Below are 19,874 nucleotides of genomic sequence, written 5' to 3'. Positions count from 1 at the left end.
GAATGAATACTTTTAATTGCACTGCCATGGAGTTTGTCCATTGCGGTTTTCTGTCGTTTCCAGTTTGTGTCGCGACATAAAAAGGAGGCCGACCTGTCAGTGCGACAAGTCGGCCTCCTTTTTTCTTTTCTGGCACTAAGGCTTGGACAAGGCCTGGTCAACCGCTGCAATCAGCTTTCCCAGATCCTTCGGGGTGGCTTTGTGTATGACACCGAACAGATACGCCCGCTGTTCATCTTCATCGCCCGGATCGACGAAAAAGGCTTTCAGCTTCACGCCCAGCACATTGGCAAGCAAGAACAGTACATCGACGCTGGGGGTATAGGTGCCGGTTTCGAAGCGGCTGATGGTTTTGGGGTCAAAACCGGTTCTTTCGCCAAGTTCAGCCTGAGTAAGCCCCGCGACCTTGCGGTAGCGCCGAATGGCCGGACCCAAACTTGAAATTTGCATCGCTCAATTCCCATTCAGAATCAAGAACTTAACGATAGATTTTTGCATTAGACAACTGCATGATCCATCACCTTGCTTTGCAAAATGTGATGTGTTTCGTAGAATCGCCAACCAAAAGGGTGGTTTAGTGACCTGTTCCAGCAAGTTCGATCAATGTGAGTGAGCCATTATCGCGCCCCTCGCAGAGTTGCGAGAGCCTGGGCCCGACACTGAAACCTTGCAAAATATTACCAGTATTGGTGCTGCTGCCTTAAACGGGTCCCACCGCCAGCGACAGCGAGTCTGACTCATGGATGAGAAGTACCGCAGGGCCGTGGATGCCGCCGCGATTTTTTCCGAAACCGATCCGACCGGTCGGATTACCCACGTCAACGATCAATTCTGCGCGATCTCCGGCTACAGCCGTGAGGAGCTGCTCGGGCAAAACCATCGCCTGCTTAATTCCGGCATGCACTCGGCCGAGTTCTTCGCCGGAATGTGGCGCACCATCGCCTTGGGCAATGTCTGGAAGGGCGAAATCTGCAACCGCGCGAAAGATGGCAGCCTGTATTGGGTCGAAAGCACCATGGTGCCGGTACTCGATAAAACCACCGGACGCATCGAGCGTTATTTATCGATACGTTTCGATATCAGCGAAAAGCGTCAAATGCTGCATTCCCTGCAATGGCGGGTCGGACATGACGTGCTGACCGGGCTGCCCAATCGCGCGTTTCTCTCGGACTTGCTGGACCAGGCGCTGGAATTCTCGCGGCAGGAAAGCATCCCGCTGGCCGTGTGCATGCTCGATCTCGATGGTTTCAAGGCCGTCAACGATGGCTACGGACATGCCAGCGGCGATCTTTTATTGGTGGAAGTTGCCAAACGATTGCGCGGCATCCTGCGTGGCGAAGATGTGGTGGCGCGACTGGCCGGTGACGAGTTTGTGCTGGTGTTGCGTTATGTGCGCGACTTGCCGGAATTGCACGCGGCGCTGAACCGGGTGCTGGAAGCGATCTGCGCGCCTTACTCGCTCAGTGGCAAGGACATCAATGTGTTTGCCAGCATCGGCGTCACGCTGTTCCCCTATGATAATGAAGATGCCGAAACGCTGTTGCGCCATGCCGATCAGGCGATGTACGTGGCCAAGCAGAGTGGTCGCAAGCGCTTTCATTTATTTGATGTGTCCCGGGATCGAGAGGTCAAGGCCACCCACCAGACGGTCGAGCAGGTGCGTCAGGCGCTGGCTTGCGATGAGTTGCGCCTGCATTTCCAGCCCAAGGTCGACATGCGTCGTGGCAAAGTCGTCGGTTTCGAGGCGTTGCTGCGCTGGCAGCATCCGCAAAATGGCATCGTACCTGCCCGTGAGTTTTTGCCGGTGGTCGAAGAGACCGACCTGATCATCGATATCGGTGAGTGGGTGATGGATCAGGTGCTGGCGCAGATGGAGCAATGGCGGCACGCCGGGCATGACTGGCCGGTGAGCGTCAACATCGCGGCGCGGCATTTTCAGCGGGCGGATTTTGTCGAACGGCTCAAGGGTGTGCTGGCAAGGCATGTCGGGGTTGCGCCGCAACGGCTGGACCTGGAAATTGTCGAGTCGGTCGCCATCGAGAACATCCAGCATGTGAGCGACTGCTTGCAAGCCTGCCAGGCGCTGGGAGTGCAATTTTCATTGGGGGATTTTGGCACGGGTTATTCGTCCCTGAGCTATCTCAAACGTCTGCGCACCCAAACCATCAAGATCGATAAATCTTTTGTGCGCGATATTCTGCATGACCGTGACGACCTTGCCCTGACCACCGCGATCATCGGGCTGGCGCGGGCATTTGGGCGGCAGGTGATAGCCGAAGGGCTGGAAAGCGTCGAGCACGGGGAGTTGCTGCTGCAGTTGGGCTGCGAAGTGGCTCAGGGATACTTCATTGCGCGGCCGATGCCGCCCGTGGAAGTGCCGGGCTGGGTGGCAGGGTTTGTTGCGCCGCCGCAGTGGTGCTCTGTTTAGATGGTTATGATTTGCTGCCGATATAAAGCCGAATGATGTCATCGATCTCCCCGGACATTTTCATGCGCACCAACGTACGCAGAATCCGTTGTACTGGCACCTTCGGATCATTGCGTACGTAGCAACCGACGCTTTGCTTCTGCAGTACCGCCACACCTTGCAGTTGTCGGCCCGGCAACAGCCGCTGATTGAACCAGTCCAGCGTCCATTGATTGCTGACGGCATAGCGATTGCGCCCGGCGTGAAGCTTTTCCAGCACCTGCTCCTGGTTGCGGGCGTCGTCGCGTTGCAGCTGATTGGCATCGAACAGCGGTTGAAGGGTTGGGTAGCTGTAGCCGAGCACGGTGCCGATGGACTGTCGCGACAGGTTCGCCGGTATCACCGAGGTTTGCGGGTCAGGGCGGCTGATCAGTAAATCAGGTTGAGTAAAGAGCGGGATGCTCCAGAGGTAGTCGCCGGACTGGTTCGGCAACCAGGATTGCGCGGCATAACAGCGGACATCGACCTCGCCATGCTCCATGGCACTTTGCACGCGCCCTCTGGGCAAAACGTGGAACTGCGCCGGGACGCCAACCTGGGTCGCGAGGCTGAGCATCACGTCATACAAAATGCCCTGGGTCGGCCGGCCATGTTCAAGCTGCACCATCGGCATCGCCCAACTGTCAGGCACCACAAAGCGCAACGGCGCTTGCGCGGCGACGCCATTCAGACTGATCGACAGCAGTGCCCCCAAGGCCATCCGCATAAACGCTCCGCTATCTTCGAAACAAAAAAGCCTGCAAAACGTAGCTTACCCAGATTAGACGAGCGCACCGGATGCAATTTTGGCCTTGCTCCGCTAGCATTAGCCGCTTCTGCTTCTTTCGTTGCGATGGTTTTCGATGAGTTATCAGGTTCTTGCACGTAAATGGCGTCCGCGCTCGTTCCGCGAAATGGTCGGCCAGACCCATGTGCTCAAGGCTCTGATCAATGCCTTGGACAGCCAGCGGCTGCACCACGCCTACCTGTTCACCGGTACCCGCGGGGTCGGCAAGACCACCATCGCGCGGATTATCGCCAAATGCCTGAACTGTGAAACAGGTATCACTTCCACGCCCTGTGGCGAGTGTTCGGTATGCCGCGAGATCGATGAAGGCCGCTTCGTCGACCTGATCGAGATCGACGCCGCCAGCCGCACCAAGGTCGAGGATACCCGCGAGCTGCTCGACAATGTGCAGTACGCGCCGAGCCGCGGGCGCTTCAAGGTCTACCTGATCGACGAAGTGCACATGCTTTCCAGCCATTCCTTCAATGCGCTGCTCAAAACCCTTGAAGAGCCGCCACCCTACGTCAAGTTCATCCTGGCCACCACCGACCCGCAGAAACTTCCTGCAACGATTCTCTCGCGGTGCCTGCAGTTCTCCCTGAAGAACATGACGCCGGAGCGGGTGGTCGAGCATTTGACCCACGTGCTGGGTGTCGAGAACGTGCCGTTTGAAGACGATGCCCTGTGGTTGCTGGGCCGCGCCGCCGACGGTTCGATGCGCGATGCCATGAGTCTCACCGACCAGGCGATTGCCTTTGGTGAAGGCAAGGTCATGGCCGCCGATGTGCGGGCGATGCTCGGGACCCTCGATCACGGTCAGGTCTATGACGTCCTGCATGCGTTGATCGAAGGCGACGCCAAGGCCTTGCTCGAAGCCGTCCGTCATCTGGCCGAACAAGGCCCGGACTGGAATGGCGTGCTCTCGGAAATTCTCAACGTGTTGCACCGTGTCGCCATCGCCCAGGCCTTGCCTGAGGGTGTCGACAACGGTCATGGCGACCGTGACCGGGTATTGGCGCTGGCCCAGGCCTTGCCGGCCGAAGACGTGCAGTTCTATTACCAGATGGGGCTGATCGGTCGTCGCGACTTGCCGCTGGCGCCGGACCCGCGAGGCGGCTTCGAAATGGTGCTGTTGCGCATGCTCGCGTTCCGGCCCGCCGACACCGCAGACGCCCCGAGGCAACCGCTAAAGCCAGTGGGGATCAGCCAGGCCACAGTTGATTCCGCCAAATCCGTGGCTGCCGCGCCCGTTGTTGCGCCGGTAGTCGCTGCGGCAGTTGCACCCGTCGTACCTGCGCCAGTCGTCACACCTGAGCCCGCGTCCGTGCCTGAACCGGTTGTGCCGCAGGTGATCGCGCAGGCGGTGGTCGAGCCAGTGGTGGTCGAAGAAGTCGTCGACCTGCCGTGGAACGACCCGGTCGAGCCGGCCCCGGTCCAGCAGCCAGCGGTCGAGCCCGTGCTGGAAACCGCCGCTGAACAACCCGAATTACCGCCGATGCCGTTGCCGACGCCGGACAGCGCAGTACCGGACGCTCCAGAGTGGGCCGCGGCGCCGATCCCGGAACCGACCGTGGCCCAAGTCGATGCCGCCACACCGGGCATGGACCTGGACGACGAGCCGCCGCTGGATGAGGACTACATCGAGCCGGACATGGACTCGGCTTACAGCTATCTGGATGATCTGGCCAGCGAACATGCCGCCGAGCCGACACCGGAACCCGAGCCTGAGCCTGCTGCCGCGCCGGCTACGGGATTGGCCCTGCAATGGCTGGAACTGTTCCCGAAACTGTCGATCTCCGGCATGACCGGCAGCATCGCCGCCAACTGCACCTTGATCGCCGTGGATGGCGACCATTGGCTGCTGCACCTGGACCCGGCCCACAGCGCCTTGTTCAATGCCACGCAACAGCGTCGCCTCAACGATGCGTTGAACCAGTATCACGGGCGTACCCTGACCCTGACCATGGAGCTGATCAAGCCCGAGCAGGAGACCCCGGCCCAGGCGGCGTCACGCCGTCGTGCCGACCGTCAGCGCGAGGCCGAGGAGTCGATCCACGGCGATCCGTTCATCCAGCAAATGATGCAGCAGTTCGGTGCGGTGATCCGTAACGATACTATTGAACCTGTCGAAGCCCTGGTCAGTCAGGGCTAATAACTGAAGGCGTTCGGCCACAAACACCGGGCGCCGCTTTAATCCAAGTACTTTTGAGGTAATTACCATGATGAAAGGTGGCATGGCCGGCCTGATGAAGCAGGCGCAGCAGATGCAGGAAAAAATGGCCAAGATGCAGGAAGAGCTGGCCAACGCCGAAGTCACCGGTAAAGCCGGTGGCGATATGGTCACCGTGGTGATGACCGGTCGTCATGACGTCAAGAGCGTGAGCATCGACCCAAGCCTGGTCGAAGGCATGAGCGAAGACGACAAGGAAATGCTGGAAGCCGTTGTCGCTGCCGCCGTCAACGACGCGGTGCGCAAGATCGAAGCCAACAGCCAGGAAAAAATGGGCAGCATGACTGCTGGCATGCAACTGCCACCGGGCATGAAGCTGCCGTTCTGATTCGCCAAAGCGCTTCGGATGGGCTACATGAAAATGCCAGGCATTGCGCCTGGCATTTTTGTTTCCGGCTGCTGGAAATGCGTAGTCTGTAAAGTCGCCTTCGCGAGCAGGCAACCCGGTCTTAAAGTAGAAGCATCGAACGCACTACTGCCCCAAAGGTCTGCTCCCTATACCCCGAACTCTTCGACCAAAGGAGACGCTGACATGTCCGATCCATTGACCCTCAACCAACGCATCGTCCTGGCCTCGCGTCCGGTCGGCGCGCCGACGCCGGAGAATTTTCGCCTGGAACGGGTCGCGCTACCCGATCTGGCGGACGGTCAGGTGTTGCTCAAAACCCTTTATTTGTCGCTGGACCCGTACATGCGCGGACGAATGAGTGATGCACCGTCCTACGCAGCCCCGGTGGAAATCGGCGAGGTGATGACCGGTGGCGCGGTCAGTCGGGTCGAGCGCTCGCTCAATCCCAAGTTTCAGGAAGGCGATCTGGTGGTCGGTGCCACGGGTTGGCAAAGCCACAGCATCAATGACGGTCGCAGTATCATGCCGATTCCCTCAACGCTGCCGAGTCCGTCCATGGCTCTGGGTGTATTGGGCATGCCGGGCATGACCGCTTACATGGGGCTGATGGACATTGGTCAGCCCAAGGAGGGTGAAACACTGGTAGTGGCGGCTGCATCCGGCGCGGTGGGCTCGGTGGTCGGCCAAGTGGCGAAGATCAAGGGGTTGCGGGTGGTCGGTGTGGCGGGGGGCACGGACAAGTGCCGCTATGTGGTTCAGGAGCTGGGTTTCGATGCCTGCATCGACCACAAGGGCCCGGACTTTGCCGATGAATTGGCCAAAGCGTGCCCCAAGGGAATCGACATCTATTACGAAAACGTCGGCGGCAAGGTGTTCGACGCGGTCGTACCGTTACTCAACCCCAAGGCGCGGATTCCGCTGTGTGGCCTGATTGCTTCCTACAACGCCAGCGAAGCGCCGAGCGGGCCGGATCGCCTGCCGCAATTGCAGCGCACGCTGCTGACCAAGCGCGTGCGGATCCAGGGCTTCATCGTGTTCGACGATTACGGCGACCGTCAGCCTGAATTCGCTAGCGCCATGGCGCCGTGGGTGCGTGACGGTAAGGTGAAATTCCGCGAAGATGTGGTTGATGGCCTGGAAAATGCGCCCCAGGCATTCATCGGTCTGCTGGAAGGACGCAACTTCGGCAAACTGGTGGTACGGGTCGCCCAGAACTAATTGACGCTGCAATTTGACGCTAAACAGAGGCGCGGGTATAAACCGCGTCTCGTTGTTTTGTCGGATTTGTCCCCCATGAGCTTCAGCCCTTTGATTCGCCAACTGATCGATGCCCTGCGCGTTTTGCCGGGTGTGGGTCAGAAAACCGCCCAGCGCATGGCGTTGCAGTTGCTCGAGCGTGATCGCAGCGGCGGCTCACGACTGGCGCAGGCCCTGAGCCAGGCCATGGAAGGGGTCGGCCATTGCCGTTTGTGCCGCACGCTGACCGAAGATGACCTCTGCCCGCAGTGCGCCGATGCCCGGCGCGACGATACGTTGCTCTGTGTGGTGGAAGGACCGATGGATGTCTACGCCGTGGAGCAGACCGGTTTTCGCGGTCGCTATTTCGTACTCAAGGGGCACCTGTCGCCCCTCGATGGCCTGGGCCCGGAAGCCATCGGCATTCCTCAGTTGATGGCGCGGATCGAGGAAGCGGGTACGTTCACCGAGGTGATCCTCGCCACCAACCCGACGGTGGAAGGGGAAGCCACGGCGCACTACATCGCCCAGTTGCTCAGCAGCAAAGGCCTGATCGCTTCGCGCATTGCCCATGGCGTGCCGCTCGGGGGCGAGCTGGAGCTGGTGGATGGCGGGACACTGGCGCATTCGTTTGCCGGGCGTAAGCCGATTTCTCTCTGAAGTCGTGCGTTGTCTGAGCTGACGCCATCGCGGGCTTGCCCGCGATGCAGGTGCCTCGATTCATCTGTGCCGCACATATCTGTTGAAAACCAAGCAAGCGCTCGGTTAACTTCGCTGAACCCTTCAGTGGAGTTCGCCGATGCCTGCCTTTCAGGAATACTTCGATCCCAGCCACCAATTGGTCCGCGACAGCGTCAGACGATTCGTCGAGCGCGAGATTCTTCCTGACATCGATCGGTGGGAAGAAGCCGAAAGCTTTCCCCGTGAGCTTTACCTCAAGGCTGGTGCGGCGGGCATTCTCGGGATCGGCTACCCGGAAGCGCTCGGCGGGAGCCATGAAGGTGATTTGTTCGCCAAGGTCGCCGCCAGCGAAGAGCTGATGCGCTGTGGCTCAGGTGGCCTGGTGGCGGGGCTGGGGTCGTTGGACATCGGTCTGCCGCCGATTCTCAAATGGGCCGGGCCACAAGTCCGTGACCGGGTCGTGCCGCAGGTATTGTCCGGCGAGAAGATCAGCGCCCTGGCCGTCACCGAGCCCGGCGGCGGTTCCGACGTCGCCAACCTGCAAACCCGCGCCGTGCGTGACGGCGATTTTTACCGGGTCAGTGGCAGCAAAACCTTTATCACCAGTGGCGTACGTGCGGATTACTACACGGTTGCGGTGCGCACCGGTGAGCCGGGTTTCGCTGGCATCAGCCTGTTGTTGATCGAGAAGGGCGCCCCCGGTTTCACGGTGGGGCGGCAGTTGAAGAAAATGGGCTGGTGGGCATCGGACACCGCCGAGTTGTACTTCGATGATTGCCGCGTGCCGGTGGGCAATCTGATCGGCAGTGAGAACATGGGCTTTGCCTGCATCATGGGCAATTTCCAGAGCGAACGCCTGGCGCTGGCCTTGATGGCCAACATGACGGCGCAGCTCGCCCTGGAGGAAAGCCTGAAATGGGCACGGGAGCGTGAGGCCTTCGGCAAGCCCATCGGCAAGTTCCAGGTGATCAAGCACCGCCTCGCCGAAATGGCTACAGAACTGGAAGTCTCAAGGGAGTTCACCTACCGCCAGGCGGCGAAAATGGCCGCTGGGCAGAGTGTGATCAAGGAGATTTCCATGGCCAAGAATTTCGCCACCGACACGGCGGACAGGATTACCCACGACGCGGTGCAGATTCTGGGTGGAATGGGCTACATGCGCGAGAGCCTGGTGGAGCGGCTGTACCGGGATAACCGGATACTTTCGATCGGGGGCGGGACGCGGGAAGTGATGAACGAAATCATCAGCAAGCAGATGGGGCTTTGAGTTTTTTGCTGTAGCTGCTGACGTCATCGCTGGCTTGCCAGCGATGACGTCAGTACAGACGCTACTTACTTGTCGGTAAGGGCAAACTGAGTCAGGCAGAACGTCGGAATCCCCATATCTTCGAGACGCTGCGATCCACCCAGCTCCGGCAAATCAATAATCGCCGCCGCTTCATGAACCCGGGCGCCCATGCGCCGAATCAGGTTCGCTGCCGCAATCAGGGTGCCGCCCGTGGCTATCAGGTCATCGAACATCACCACCGAATCGCCTTCGCACAGGCTGTCGGCGTGCACTTCGAGGAAGGCTTCGCCGTACTCGGTCGCATAGCCTTCGGCCAGGACATCGGCCGGTAGTTTGCCTTGCTTGCGGAACAGCACCAGCGGTTTGTTCAGCTGATAGGCCAATACCGAACCGATCAGAAAGCCACGGGCGTCCATGGCGCCGATGTGCGTGAAATCGGCTTCGACATAACGATGGGCGAAGCTGTCCATCACCAGGCGCAAGGCCGTGGGCGATTGGAACAGCGGAGTGATGTCGCGAAAAATCACGCCCGGCTTGGGAAAGTCGATCACGGGGCGGATAAGGGATTTGATGTCGAAGGAGTCGAAGGCCATCGTTGGGGTGTCCTGGCAGGGCTGCAAACGACGCATTATAACGGCGGCTGACCCCTTATGCTCAGCCGCAACATCTTGAATCAGCCCTCGATCGAACCACCCGCCAAAGCGCACAGCTGGATCGGGTCGAGGATGCGGATCTCCTTGCCTTCGGCGGCGATAAGCTCGTTCTGCTGGAAGCGCGTAAATACCCGCGACACGGTTTCCACCGCCAGTCCCAGATAGTTGCCGATTTCGTTGCGCGACATGCTCAGGCGGAACTGATTGGCCGAGAAGCCCCGGGCGCGGAAACGTGCCGACAGGTTGACCAGGAAGGTGGCGATGCGTTCGTCGGCGGTTTTTTTCGACAGCAGCAGCATCATCTGTTGGTCATCACGAATCTCGCGACTCATCACCCGCATCAACTGACGGCGCAACTGCGGTAATTGCAGGGCCAGTTCGTCGAGGCGTTCGAAGGGAATTTCACAGACCGAAGTGGTTTCCAGTGCCTGCGCCGAGACAGGGTGCTTTTCGGTGTCCATGCCCGACAGGCCGACCAGTTCGCTCGGCAGGTGGAAACCGGTGAGCTGTTCTTCACCGGCATCGCTCAGGTTGAAGGTCTTGAGGGCGCCGGAGCGTACCGCGTAAACGGAGTCGAAAGTGTCGCCCTGGCGGAACAGAAACTCACCCTTTTTCAGCGGGCGGCCACGTTTGACGATTTCGTCCAGCGCGTCCATGTCTTCCAGATTCAGCGAAAGCGGCAAACACAGCGGGGCCAGGCTGCAATCCTTGCAATGGGCCTGGTTATGAGCGCGCAGTTTTACTGGCTCGGACATTTCTTCAATCCTTGTGGGAAACACACATAAGACGTAAGGGTAACTCAGCAGAGGACACTGGGCCAGTGCATGGCGCTTTTGTCGCACCTCTAGATCACTCGTGAAAACCGCTGGCGGCCGTGGTGTTCCAGGTACGCATCGAACACCATGCACACCGAGCGCACCAGCAAGCGTCCGGCCGGCAACACAGTGATTTTTTCGCGATCCAGCTCAATCAGGCCGTCCTTGGCCATGCTCTGCAATTGCGGCCAAAGTTCGCCGAAATAGCCTTGAAAATCGATGTTGAACGCCTGTTCGATCTGAGCGAATTCCAGGCTGAAATTGCAGATCAACTGTTGTATCACTGCACGCCGAAGGCGGTCATCGGCGTTGCACAACAAGCCGCGGCTGGTGGCCAGTTGCGCAGAGTCCAAAGCGTTCTGGTACTGGTTCAGGTCGCTGCTGTTTTGGCAGTACAAGTCTCCGATCTGGCTGATGGCCGACACGCCCAAGCCGATCAGATCGCAATGCCCGTGGGTGGTGTAACCCTGAAAGTTGCGTTGCAGGGTCGATTCTTCCTGGGCAACCGCCAGTTCATCGTCAGGCAGGGCGAAGTGATCCATGCCGATGTAGCGGTAACCGGCGCTGGTCAGTTGTTCGATGGTGCGCTGCAGCATTTCCAGCTTCTGCGCTGGCGTCGGCAACTCATCGCTGTTGATCCGCCGTTGCGGCATGAAACGTTCCGGCAGATGCGCGTAGTTGAAGACCGAGAGCCGGTCCGGTTGCAGGCGGATGACTTCTTCGACGGTGTGGGCGAAGTTCTCCGGGGTCTGTCTCGGTAGACCGTAGATCAGGTCGATGTTGATCGAGCGAAACTGCAGGGTGCGGGCGGCATCGATCACCGCGCGGGTTTCCTCCAGGCTTTGCAGGCGATTGACTGCGCGCTGAACGGCCGGGTCGAGGTCTTGCAGGCCGATACTGACCCGATTGAAGCCCAGTTCGCGCAACAGGCCCATGGTTGACCAGTCGGCTTCACGAGGGTCGATTTCGATGCCGTAGTCGCCGGAGTCGTCATCGAGCAGATTGAAATGTTTGCGCAGGTGCGCCATCAACTGACGCAGTTCGTCGTGGCTGAGAAACGTCGGCGTGCCGCCACCAAAGTGCAGTTGCTCGACCTTTTGCGCGTGATCGAGATGGCAGGCGATCAGCTGGATTTCCTGTTCCAGGCGCTGCAGGTAGGGCAGGGCGCGGCCACGATCCTTGGTGATGACTTTGTTGCAGGCGCAGTAATAGCAAATGTTCGCGCAGAACGGCACGTGGACATACAGCGACAACGGGCGCTGGGCCTTGCGGCTGTCACGCAGGGCGTGGAACAGGTCGAAGGTGCCGACCTGGCCATGGAACTGTACTGCGGTCGGATAAGAGGTGTAGCGCGGTCCCGCCAGGTCATAACGGCGGATCAGATCGGTATCCCAACGAATGGCGTCGAGCATCATGCGGGCATCCCCCGGAATAGGCTGGCAGTGGCGGCCAGTCTAGGGGGGGTGAGGTGTGGGGATCTTGATTTGCATCAAGGTCGGGATCTGTGGCGTTGGCGCGCCGCGGAACTAATGTCCCATGAGCCAATGTTGATGCGGCCCCGGCAAGGTCCAGATACCGAACAGCATCACCAGTAATCCACCGGTCATGCGCACGCTGCGTTTGCGCAACAATGCCGTCATCCGTTCCGCCGCCAGCCCGGTGGCAAGCAGGACCGGCCAGGTGCCGAGGCCGAACGCCAGCATCAGCAATGCGCTGTCCAGCGCATTGCCCTGGCTGGCCGACCACAGCAAAGTGCTATAAACCAGACCGCAAGGCAGCCAGCCCCAGAGCGTTCCCAGTAGCAGTGCGCGGGGGACGTTCGACACCGGCAGCAGTTTGCTGGCCACCGGCTGGATATGCCGCCACAGCCCGCGACCTACGCTTTCGATGCGCGTCAGCCCGCTCCACCAGCCGGCGAGGTACAGGCCCATGGCGATCAGTAATAGCCCAGCGAACACGCGCATGAACAGCGCCGCCGGGCTGTTGGCCACCGCCCAGCCGGCCAGGCCGATCAGCAGGCCGGCGGCGGCATAGCTGAGAATTCGCCCGAGGTTGTACGCCAGCAGCAGGCGAAAGCGGCGGCTGCGTTGCTCCTTGGGAATCGCCAGGGTCAGCGCGCCCATCAAGCCGCCGCACATGCCCAGGCAATGACCGCCACCGAGCAGACCGAGAATCACCGCAGACACCAGCAATGGCGCCAATTCAAGCATGGGGCGGGGCCTTGTCGTCGGGTTGGGCCGGATGGCCGCTGGCCTCGTCGACGGCTGCGGTGTGCTTCGGGTCCTGATCATCGAACAGGATGCTGTGGGCCGGGCCGTCGAGGTCGTCGTACTGACCGCTGTCGACCGCCCAGAAGAAGATGTAGATAGCGATGGCCACGATCAGCAGCGCGGCCGGGATCATCACGTAGAGAGCTGGCATCTGGACTCCATGCCCGCGCGGCTCAGACCGGCAACGGACGGGTTTCTGGCGTGGTACCGACAGCCGGCGCGCTCGGCAGGCGAGTCAGGCGCAGGGCATTGAGCACCACGGTCAACGAACTGATGGACATGCCGACCGCAGCCCACACCGGCGTGATCCAGCCGAGGGCGGCGAACGGCAGCATGAGGCCATTGTACAGCGTCGCCCACAGCAGGTTCTCGATGATTACCCGACGGGTGCGCCGGGCCAGGCTGAAGGCTTGTACCAGTGCATCGAGGCGATTGGACAGCAACACAGCGTCAGCGCTGGTTTTTGCCAGATCGGTGGCCGAGCCCATGGCGACACTGATGTCGGCGGCGGCCAATACCGGCACATCGTTGACCCCGTCTCCAAGCATCAATACCTTGCGACCTTCCTGGTGCAGTTGCTGCAAAATTTGCAATTTGTCGTCCGGACGCAATCCACCTCGGGCTTGGTCGATGCCGAGTTCGGCGGCGACACTGGCGACCATCGGCGAGCTGTCGCCCGACAACAGCAATGTGTGCCAGCCGCGGGCCTTGCAAGCGGCCAGCAGGGCCGGGGCATCAGCGCGCAAGCGGTCATCGAGTACGAACCAGGCCAGTGGTCTCTGTTGGTCGCCGAGCAGCAGCCATTGGCCAGGCTCATCCGGCATCGATGGCACGATGGCACCGCTGAGTTCACAAACAAACCCGGCTTGGCCGATGCGCAGACGCTTCTCGCCAACCCGCCCTTCAAGACCGAGGCCTGGCGTGCTGTGCACGTCTTCGGCGGCCAGTGGTGCGCGACCGAAGGCGCGGGCGATCGGGTGCTCGGAACGATTTTCCAAAGCGGCGGCCAGACTCAGGCATTGATCGCTGTCGAGGGCGCCGAGGGGACGGATAGAGCGCAGCGCCAGACGCCCTTCGGTGAGGGTGCCGGTTTTGTCGAAAATCACCGTGTCGATCTGATTCAGGCCTTCGAGTACATGGCCGCGCGTCAGCAGCAAGCCGAGTTTGTGCAGGGTGCCGGTGGCGGCGGTGAGCGCGGTGGGCGTCGCCAGGGAGAGGGCACAGGGACAGGTCGCAACGAGCATCGCCAGCACAATCCAGAAGGCTCGCGACGAGTCCAGCTCCCACCACAGCAGGCCAATACAGGCGGACGCAATCAGCGTCAGCAGCAGGAACCATTGCGCGGCGCGGTCGGCGATTTCCGCCAGTCGTGGTTTTTCCGCCTGGGCACGATCCAGCAAACGGACTATGGCGGAGAGGCGCGTGTCCTGGCCGAGCGCCTGGACTTGCACGGTCAGCGCGCCTTCGACGTTCAGGGTGCCTGCAGTGACGGCGTCGCCTGGCGTGCGGGGTTGCGGCAGGTATTCGCCAGTCAGCAGCGACTCGTCGATGCTCGACTGGCCGTCGAGGATCTTGCCATCAGCCGGGAGGATTGCGCCCGGGTGCACCAGCACCTGGTCGCCAACCCGCAGTTCGCTGAGCAGGATCCGCTCGCTCTGGCCGTCGCCGCTCAGGCGCAAGCAGGAGGCCGGTAGCAGGTTGACCAGCTGTGCGGTGGCGGCGGCGGTGCGTTCCCGGGCGCGGCGTTCCAGATAGCGCCCGGCCAGCAGGAACAGCGCAAACATGCCGACCGCATCGAAATACAGTTCGCCGACGCCGGTGATCGAGGTCCAGATCCCGGCGATGTAGGCACTGCCAATGGCCAGCGACACCGAAACGTCCATCGTCAGGTGACGGGTGCGCAGGTCGCGCATGGCGCCCTTGAAGAACGGCGCGCAGCTGTAGAACACTATTGGCGTGGTGAGGAACAGCGCGACCCAGCGCAGGATCGCGTGCAGTTCAGGGCTGAGGTCGATGTTGAATTCCGGCCAGGTGGCCATGGTTGCCATCATCGCCTGGAACCACAACAGACCGGCCACGCCGAGCTGGCGCAATGCCAGGCGGTTTTCGCTGGCCAGTTGTTCGCTGGCGCGGTCGGCTTGATAAGGGTGGGCGGCGTAGCCGATCTGGCGCAGTTCACTGAGGACTTGGCTCAGCGGTAACTGCGCATCCGCCCAGCGCACGTGCAAGCGATGGTTGGACAGGTTCAGGCGTGCTTCGGCCACCGCCGGCAGGGCGCGCAGGTGTTTCTCGATCAACCAGCCGCAGGCGGCGCAACTGATGCCTTCCATCAGCAGCGTGGTTTCGGCCAGTTCGCCTTCATGGCGGACAAAGGGTTGCTGCACATCGGCGCGATCGTACAGCGCCAGTTCATCCACTAATTGCACCGGCAGCGCTTCGGGGTTGGCCGACGCTTCGCTGCGATGCTGGTAATAGCTTTGCAGCCCGCCCGCGACTATCGCCTCGGCCACAGCCTGGCAACCCGGGCAGCAGAACTCGCGGGTTTGCCCCAGGACCGCCGCGGTGAAACGGCTGCCGGCCGGGACGGGCAGGGCGCAGTGGTAGCAGGGGGTTGGGGTGGTCATTGGATATTCACTGGTACCGCTGAATCCGGGTCATCAGAAAGGGCCTCTTCGCGAGCAGGCTCGCTCCCACATGGATCATTGGTGTACTCAAACTTCAAGCACGACAGTGATCAACTGTGGGAGCGAGCCTGCTCGCGAATGCGCGAAGCGCAGCTTTTTACTTCTTCAGGTCTTCCGCACCCTGCAACGGTTCATCACCGAGCAGCAGGTCCTTGTCATGGCTGACCAGTTCTTCCTCGAACATGCGCCATATGTGATCGTCCTGAGTACCCAGCAATTCGACAAAGCGACGGCCTTCGATCTTGTCGCTCAACTGACCGATGTAGCGGCCCTGTTCGGTTTCGCTGCGGGTCAGGACGATCTTGCGGTCCTTTTCCGGCTGGGTCGGCGAGATCAGGTTCAGCTCAAGGGTTTTCGGTTGGCTGTTGCCGTTCAGGCGCAGGTCGACTTCGCCGGTCACGTCATCCAGGTGAACACTGGCGCGCATCAGCAGGGTCTGCGCCAGCAGTTCACGGTCGAGGGAGCGGTTGATGCCTTTGCCGGCCTCGTAGTAGTTGTCGTTGACCAGGTTGTCCGGGTTGTTCACCGCGATGGTCACCATGGACAAGGTCAGGGTCACCGAGCAGGCCAGGATCCCGATGATGATCCATGGCCAAAGGTGCTTGTACCAGGGACTTGCGGCAGTTGCTGCGGGCATGATCACTTCTCTCAACGATTTTGTGGGCCGATGAATCGGCTCTTGGCTTCAACGTGAATACTGGCGTCATCGGCGTCCTTGAGGATGAATTTCACCTCGTTGGTACTCGATGGCAGGTGTTCCGGGGCCACGGACAGTTCGGCCGGCTGGCTGACGATATCGCCGGCCGCGACCTTGATCTCGCGCCTGCCTTGCAGCTTGAGGTCCGGCAGGCCGGTGGCTTCAAGCACATAAGTATGGTCGCGCTGATCCTTGTTCATGATCTTCAGGCTGTAGACGTTTTCGATCCGGCCCTCGGCATTTTCGCGGTACAGCACACGGTCCTTGCTGACGTCGAAGCCCACCAGCGAACGCATGAAGAACGCGGTCACCAGAAGGCTGATCATTGCCAGCAAAACCACGGCATAGCCAATCAGGCGCGGACGCAGTTTATGGGTTTTCTGGCCGGACAGGTTGTGTTCGGTGGTGTAACTGATCAAGCCCCGCGGGTACTCCATCTTGTCCATGATGGCGTCGCAGGCATCGATGCAGGCGGCGCAGCCGATGCATTCGATTTGCAGGCCGTCACGGATGTCAATGCCGGTCGGGCAGACCTGGACACACATGGTGCAGTCGATGCAGTCGCCCAGGCCCAGGGCCTTGTAGTCGATGCCTTTCTTGCGTGGGCCACGGCCTTCGCCTCGACGCGGATCGTACGAAACGATCAAGGTGTCCTTGTCGAACATCACGCTCTGGAAGCGCGCATACGGACACATGTAAATACACACCTGCTCGCGCAGCCAGCCGGCGTTGCCATAGGTGGCGAGAGTGAAGAAGCCGACCCAGAAGTAAGACCAGCCATCGGCTTCGCCGGTGAAAAAATCGATGGTCAGTTCGCGGATCGGCGAGAAGTAGCCGACGAAGGTCATGCCGGTCACGAAACCGATCAGCAGCCACATCGTGTGCTTGCTGAACTTGCGCAGGAATTTGTTGGCGCTCATCGGCTCCTTGTCGAGCTTGATGCGTTGGTTGCGGTCGCCTTCGGTGACCTTTTCACACCACATGTAAATCCAGGTCCAGACGCTCTGCGGACAGGTATAACCACACCAGACCCGGCCCGCATACACCGTGATGAAGAACAGACCGAATGCGGCGATGATCAACATGCCCGACAGCAGGATGAAGTCCTGTGGCCAAAAGGTCGCGCCGAAGATGAAGAATTTACGCTCCGGCAGGTTCCACCAGACAGCCTGGTGACCGCCCCAATTCAGCCAGACCGTGCCGAAATACAACAGGAACAGCACAGCACCACCGGCCATCCGCAGGTTGCGGAAAATACCGGTGAAGGCACGGGTGTAGATCTTTTCTCGAGAGGCGTAGAGGTCGACGCCGTTGTTCCCGTTTTTGGCGGGCGGGGTAACGTCGTGTACCGGAATCTGGTTGCTCATCGGTTGCATCCCACGGCAGTGGAAAAATGCCTCGGTCAGTACGTGCCGACCGCGGTCAAAAGAGGTGTTGCAGTGGCGCAATGATACGCCTGTCGCTCTAGCGCAAGGGTGCGACCTTTGGTCACGTTGGTGGAAATCAACTGACCGTGTAATGACCTGTATCAATTGACTTGTGAATTATGGACGGTTTTGCGGGTGTCGACGGTCAATTGACCCACGGGTTAATCAACTGCACACCAATGGATTGAAAATCGCTGACGTTACGGGTGACGGCGGCCAAGCCATAAACATCAGGACAAATCCACGGGGCGATGAGTGATCACGGCACGCTCGGTTTCGAACTCGATCTCTGCCGCATCTGGCATTACCAGCAGCTCGACGATGTCGGCATTGATGCCGGTCAGTTTTTGGTAATCCTCAATGCTTAGCAGCACATGGGCCGGCTTGCATCGATCGGTGATAAAAACCGGCCCCTGATGCGTGGCTTTTTTGGCACCGCTTGTGTCCTGATTGAATTCGCGACTGGAAATGGTGGTGATGGCCATCATGGGTGACCCTCCTGAACGTTCTAATGTAGAAGCGTTACTACCTGCTTTGGGGGCCCGCAATATTCAAGGGTGAATACTCGACCACCGGTCCTCGTTTGGCGTCTGCTGTTCATTGAAAAAATTTTTGAGGTAGAAGTGCGCTGTAAGCATGAGAACGCAGCGGGTGTCCGCTGCGTTTGAGTCGAAGGAGCTTAAGGCAGGTAACCTTTCCCCAAACTGTCCAGCCCACCGGATGTGCGCTTTTTATCCGTAGCAGGTTCGGGAGCGGCAAACGCGCGTCGGTTCGAATTTTCCGCGGTTTCACTGGTTTTCAGTGGCGAGTCATCAGTATCACCTGGCCGGATATCCGCAGCTGGAGCGACCTCGGCAGTCGTTTCGGGTGCACCGGTGTTACAAACATGGGGATCGATGTTGTTTTGTTCAGGCATTTCATGAATTCCTTGTTTATTGATGGGCTTACTTCCTTGTCCATGAGTGAGCTGCCGGCAGAGGCTGCCGGCCGGTCATCAGGTGGTTCGACATTACCTCTGACCGATCTGCCAGCCTATCGAACATAGGTTTCAGCTTATGAATTCGATGTTTAACCCTGTCCCAAACAAAACGGCCCCGCCAATTCACATTGGCGGGGCCGTTTTTTGTTGCATCAAGCGTTTGTCTTACTGGGCGTCTTCCGCCGAAGCCTTCTCGCCGTGAGACAGGCTGTAGACGTAAGCGGCCAGCAGGTGAACCTTGTCGTTGCCCTGCATTTGCTCTTGAGCAGGCATCTGGCCCTGACGGCCATAACGGATGGTCTGCTGCAGTTGAGCGAAGCTCGAACCGTAGATGAACGCGCCCGGGTGGGTCAGGTCAGGAGCACCCATGGCCGGGGTGCCTTTGCCCTGTGGACCGTGGCAGGCCACGCAGTTGGCAGCGAACAGTTTCTGGCCGGCAACCGGGTCAGCCTTGGCGCCTTCCGGCAGCTTGCGGCCATCGAGGTTGGTCAGGACAAAAGCAGCAACGTCACTGACGCCTTGCTCGCCGATCACTTCAGCCCACGCCGGCATGACCGCGTGACGGCCGCCCATGATGGTGGCCTTGATGGTTTGCGCCTCGCCGCCCCAGCGCCAGTCGGCGTCGGTCAAGTTAGGGAAGCCATAGGCACCCTTGGCGTCGGAACCGTGGCAGACCGAGCAGTTGGAGGCGAACAGGCGGCCACCCATCTTCAGGGCTTGCGGGTCCTTGGCCACTTCTTCGATCGGCATGGACGCGAACTTGGCGAAGATCGGACCGAACTTGGCGTCCGAACGGGCCATTTCCTTTTCCCACTCGTGAACGCCGGTCCAGCCGGTCTGGCCGTTGGCGAACGCGGTCTGCTTCTCGTTGTCCAGGTAGTTGTAACCTGGCAGCAGGCCTTTCCAGTTGCCCAGGCCCGGGTACAACACAAGGTAACCCAGGGCGAAAATGATGGTGCCCACGAACAGCATGAACCACCATTTCGGCAGCGGGTTGTCATACTCCTCGATCCCGTCGAAGGAGTGCCCAACCGTCTCTTCGGTGGACTCGGTGCGCTGGCCCTTGCGGGTCGACAGCAGCAGCCAGGTCAGGGAAAAGATCGTACCGAGACTGAGGACTGTGACGTACAGACTCCAGAATGTAGTCATTCTTTGTTACTCCTAGAAGCTTGCTCGACGTGCTTGATGGCTTCGGGATCATCCGCGAAAGGCAGCAAGGTCGCGTCTTCAAACTCCGACTTGCGCTTGGGGCTGAACACCCACAAGGCCAGACCGATAAAGGCAACCATCACGACAACGGTGCCCAGGCCACGAATCATCCCGATATCCATT

Annotated in this window: 20 protein-coding genes; 6 read left to right on the top strand and 14 right to left on the bottom strand. The window is 60.0% G+C overall.

Annotated features, from left to right (window positions below):
• Nucleotides 1-135 precede the first annotated feature (135 nt).
• On the bottom strand, nt 136-450 hold the full coding sequence (locus FFS64_RS20470; RefSeq protein WP_095197311.1) for a helix-turn-helix domain-containing protein: 315 nt from the start codon (nt 448-450) through the stop codon (nt 136-138).
• Between the two features lie 289 nt (nt 451-739).
• Here FFS64_RS20470 and FFS64_RS20465 point away from each other — a divergent pair, with 289 nt between their 5' ends.
• Complete coding sequence (locus FFS64_RS20465) at nt 740-2,428, top strand: bifunctional diguanylate cyclase/phosphodiesterase (RefSeq protein WP_137806913.1); 1,689 nt, start codon at nt 740-742, stop codon at nt 2,426-2,428.
• A gap of 4 nt (nt 2,429-2,432) precedes the next feature.
• On the opposite strand, the gene FFS64_RS20460 is transcribed toward FFS64_RS20465, so the two are convergent.
• A complete protein-coding gene (locus FFS64_RS20460) occupies nt 2,433-3,173 on the bottom strand; it encodes an ABC transporter substrate-binding protein (protein WP_137806912.1) in 741 nt (246 codons plus the stop codon).
• 136 nt (nt 3,174-3,309) lie between these two features.
• Here FFS64_RS20460 and dnaX point away from each other — a divergent pair, with 136 nt between their 5' ends.
• The 5 genes from dnaX to FFS64_RS20435 all read left to right on the top strand — a co-directional run bounded on the left by dnaX (nt 3,310) and on the right by FFS64_RS20435 (nt 8,996).
• Complete coding sequence (gene dnaX, locus FFS64_RS20455) at nt 3,310-5,385, top strand: DNA polymerase III subunit gamma/tau (RefSeq protein ID WP_137806911.1); 2,076 nt, start codon at nt 3,310-3,312, stop codon at nt 5,383-5,385.
• Between the two features lie 67 nt (nt 5,386-5,452).
• Nucleotides 5,453-5,791: a YbaB/EbfC family nucleoid-associated protein gene (locus tag FFS64_RS20450; protein ID WP_095197315.1), complete on the top strand. Its 339-nt coding sequence runs from the start codon at nt 5,453-5,455 to the stop codon at nt 5,789-5,791.
• 204 nt (nt 5,792-5,995) lie between these two features.
• Entirely contained in the window at nt 5,996-7,030 is a 1,035-nt protein-coding gene (locus FFS64_RS20445; RefSeq protein WP_137806910.1) for an NADP-dependent oxidoreductase, read from the top strand.
• Nucleotides 7,031-7,105: 75 nt separating this feature from the next.
• Complete coding sequence (gene recR, locus FFS64_RS20440; RefSeq protein WP_137806909.1) at nt 7,106-7,708, top strand: recombination mediator RecR; 603 nt, start codon at nt 7,106-7,108, stop codon at nt 7,706-7,708.
• A gap of 139 nt (nt 7,709-7,847) precedes the next feature.
• Nucleotides 7,848-8,996 (top strand): acyl-CoA dehydrogenase family protein, encoded by a 1,149-nt coding sequence (locus FFS64_RS20435; RefSeq protein WP_137806908.1) that lies wholly within the window; start codon nt 7,848-7,850, stop codon nt 8,994-8,996.
• A 65-nt stretch (nt 8,997-9,061) separates the two neighbouring features.
• Here FFS64_RS20435 and FFS64_RS20430 read toward each other — a convergent pair whose 3' ends face one another.
• From FFS64_RS20430 to FFS64_RS20375, 12 genes are all read right to left on the bottom strand, one after another.
• Complete coding sequence (locus tag FFS64_RS20430) at nt 9,062-9,610, bottom strand: adenine phosphoribosyltransferase (RefSeq protein WP_007985920.1); 549 nt, start codon at nt 9,608-9,610, stop codon at nt 9,062-9,064.
• 80 nt (nt 9,611-9,690) lie between these two features.
• Nucleotides 9,691-10,425 carry a fumarate/nitrate reduction transcriptional regulator Fnr gene (fnr, locus tag FFS64_RS20425; RefSeq protein ID WP_095197320.1) on the bottom strand — a complete coding sequence of 245 codons (735 nt, stop codon included), beginning with the start codon at nt 10,423-10,425 and terminating at the stop codon, nt 9,691-9,693.
• An 89-nt stretch (nt 10,426-10,514) separates the two neighbouring features.
• The gene (hemN, locus tag FFS64_RS20420) at nt 10,515-11,897 is read right to left on the bottom strand and encodes an oxygen-independent coproporphyrinogen III oxidase (RefSeq protein ID WP_137806948.1); all 1,383 of its coding nucleotides are present in this window, start codon (nt 11,895-11,897) and stop codon (nt 10,515-10,517) included.
• A 114-nt stretch (nt 11,898-12,011) separates the two neighbouring features.
• Complete coding sequence (locus tag FFS64_RS20415) at nt 12,012-12,695, bottom strand: sulfite exporter TauE/SafE family protein (protein WP_137806907.1); 684 nt, start codon at nt 12,693-12,695, stop codon at nt 12,012-12,014.
• Nucleotides 12,688-12,906 (bottom strand): cbb3-type cytochrome oxidase assembly protein CcoS, encoded by a 219-nt coding sequence (ccoS, locus tag FFS64_RS20410; protein WP_095197323.1) that lies wholly within the window; start codon nt 12,904-12,906, stop codon nt 12,688-12,690. The genes FFS64_RS20415 and ccoS overlap by 8 nt, the downstream gene beginning before the upstream one ends.
• A gap of 22 nt (nt 12,907-12,928) precedes the next feature.
• Entirely contained in the window at nt 12,929-15,379 is a 2,451-nt protein-coding gene (locus tag FFS64_RS20405) for a heavy metal translocating P-type ATPase (RefSeq protein ID WP_137806906.1), read from the bottom strand.
• 157 nt (nt 15,380-15,536) lie between these two features.
• On the bottom strand, nt 15,537-16,076 hold the full coding sequence (locus FFS64_RS20400; protein WP_095197325.1) for a FixH family protein: 540 nt from the start codon (nt 16,074-16,076) through the stop codon (nt 15,537-15,539).
• Between the two features lie 11 nt (nt 16,077-16,087).
• Complete coding sequence (gene ccoG, locus FFS64_RS20395) at nt 16,088-17,503, bottom strand: cytochrome c oxidase accessory protein CcoG (protein WP_137806905.1); 1,416 nt, start codon at nt 17,501-17,503, stop codon at nt 16,088-16,090.
• Between the two features lie 290 nt (nt 17,504-17,793).
• Nucleotides 17,794-18,048 (bottom strand): type II toxin-antitoxin system Phd/YefM family antitoxin, encoded by a 255-nt coding sequence (locus FFS64_RS20390; protein ID WP_137806947.1) that lies wholly within the window; start codon nt 18,046-18,048, stop codon nt 17,794-17,796.
• A gap of 194 nt (nt 18,049-18,242) precedes the next feature.
• Nucleotides 18,243-18,479 (bottom strand): hypothetical protein, encoded by a 237-nt coding sequence (locus tag FFS64_RS20385; RefSeq protein WP_137806904.1) that lies wholly within the window; start codon nt 18,477-18,479, stop codon nt 18,243-18,245.
• Between the two features lie 228 nt (nt 18,480-18,707).
• The gene (gene ccoP, locus FFS64_RS20380) at nt 18,708-19,691 is read right to left on the bottom strand and encodes a cytochrome-c oxidase, cbb3-type subunit III (RefSeq protein ID WP_137806903.1); all 984 of its coding nucleotides are present in this window, start codon (nt 19,689-19,691) and stop codon (nt 18,708-18,710) included.
• Entirely contained in the window at nt 19,688-19,873 is a 186-nt protein-coding gene (locus tag FFS64_RS20375) for a CcoQ/FixQ family Cbb3-type cytochrome c oxidase assembly chaperone (RefSeq protein WP_003175465.1), read from the bottom strand. Before FFS64_RS20375 ends, ccoP begins: the two co-directional genes overlap by 4 nt.
• Nucleotide 19,874 lies beyond the last annotated feature (1 nt).

Source organism: Pseudomonas sp. G(2018) (genome assembly GCF_005502415.1).
Lineage (GTDB): Bacteria > Pseudomonadota > Gammaproteobacteria > Pseudomonadales > Pseudomonadaceae > Aquipseudomonas.
The sequence above is the reverse complement of the archived record's forward strand: the minus strand, read 5'-3'. Positions and strand labels throughout refer to the sequence as shown.

Coding starts and splice junctions, on each gene's coding strand:
- FFS64_RS20470 (WP_095197311.1), bottom strand. CDS start 450: ATGCAAATTTCAAGTTTGGGTCCGGCCATTCGGCGCTACCGCAAGGTC.
- FFS64_RS20465 (WP_137806913.1), top strand. CDS start 740: ATGGATGAGAAGTACCGCAGGGCCGTGGATGCCGCCGCGATTTTTTCC.
- FFS64_RS20460 (WP_137806912.1), bottom strand. CDS start 3,173: ATGCGGATGGCCTTGGGGGCACTGCTGTCGATCAGTCTGAATGGCGTC.
- dnaX (WP_137806911.1), top strand. CDS start 3,310: ATGAGTTATCAGGTTCTTGCACGTAAATGGCGTCCGCGCTCGTTCCGC.
- FFS64_RS20450 (WP_095197315.1), top strand. CDS start 5,453: ATGATGAAAGGTGGCATGGCCGGCCTGATGAAGCAGGCGCAGCAGATG.
- FFS64_RS20445 (WP_137806910.1), top strand. CDS start 5,996: ATGTCCGATCCATTGACCCTCAACCAACGCATCGTCCTGGCCTCGCGT.
- recR (WP_137806909.1), top strand. CDS start 7,106: ATGAGCTTCAGCCCTTTGATTCGCCAACTGATCGATGCCCTGCGCGTT.
- FFS64_RS20435 (WP_137806908.1), top strand. CDS start 7,848: ATGCCTGCCTTTCAGGAATACTTCGATCCCAGCCACCAATTGGTCCGC.
- FFS64_RS20430 (WP_007985920.1), bottom strand. CDS start 9,610: ATGGCCTTCGACTCCTTCGACATCAAATCCCTTATCCGCCCCGTGATC.
- fnr (WP_095197320.1), bottom strand. CDS start 10,425: ATGTCCGAGCCAGTAAAACTGCGCGCTCATAACCAGGCCCATTGCAAG.
- hemN (WP_137806948.1), bottom strand. CDS start 11,897: ATGCTCGACGCCATTCGTTGGGATACCGATCTGATCCGCCGTTATGAC.
- FFS64_RS20415 (WP_137806907.1), bottom strand. CDS start 12,695: ATGCTTGAATTGGCGCCATTGCTGGTGTCTGCGGTGATTCTCGGTCTG.
- ccoS (WP_095197323.1), bottom strand. CDS start 12,906: ATGCCAGCTCTCTACGTGATGATCCCGGCCGCGCTGCTGATCGTGGCC.
- FFS64_RS20405 (WP_137806906.1), bottom strand. CDS start 15,379: ATGACCACCCCAACCCCCTGCTACCACTGCGCCCTGCCCGTCCCGGCC.
- FFS64_RS20400 (WP_095197325.1), bottom strand. CDS start 16,076: ATGCCCGCAGCAACTGCCGCAAGTCCCTGGTACAAGCACCTTTGGCCA.
- ccoG (WP_137806905.1), bottom strand. CDS start 17,503: ATGAGCAACCAGATTCCGGTACACGACGTTACCCCGCCCGCCAAAAAC.
- FFS64_RS20390 (WP_137806947.1), bottom strand. CDS start 18,048: ATGGCCATCACCACCATTTCCAGTCGCGAATTCAATCAGGACACAAGC.
- FFS64_RS20385 (WP_137806904.1), bottom strand. CDS start 18,479: ATGCCTGAACAAAACAACATCGATCCCCATGTTTGTAACACCGGTGCA.
- ccoP (WP_137806903.1), bottom strand. CDS start 19,691: ATGACTACATTCTGGAGTCTGTACGTCACAGTCCTCAGTCTCGGTACG.
- FFS64_RS20375 (WP_003175465.1), bottom strand. CDS start 19,873: ATGGATATCGGGATGATTCGTGGCCTGGGCACCGTTGTCGTGATGGTT.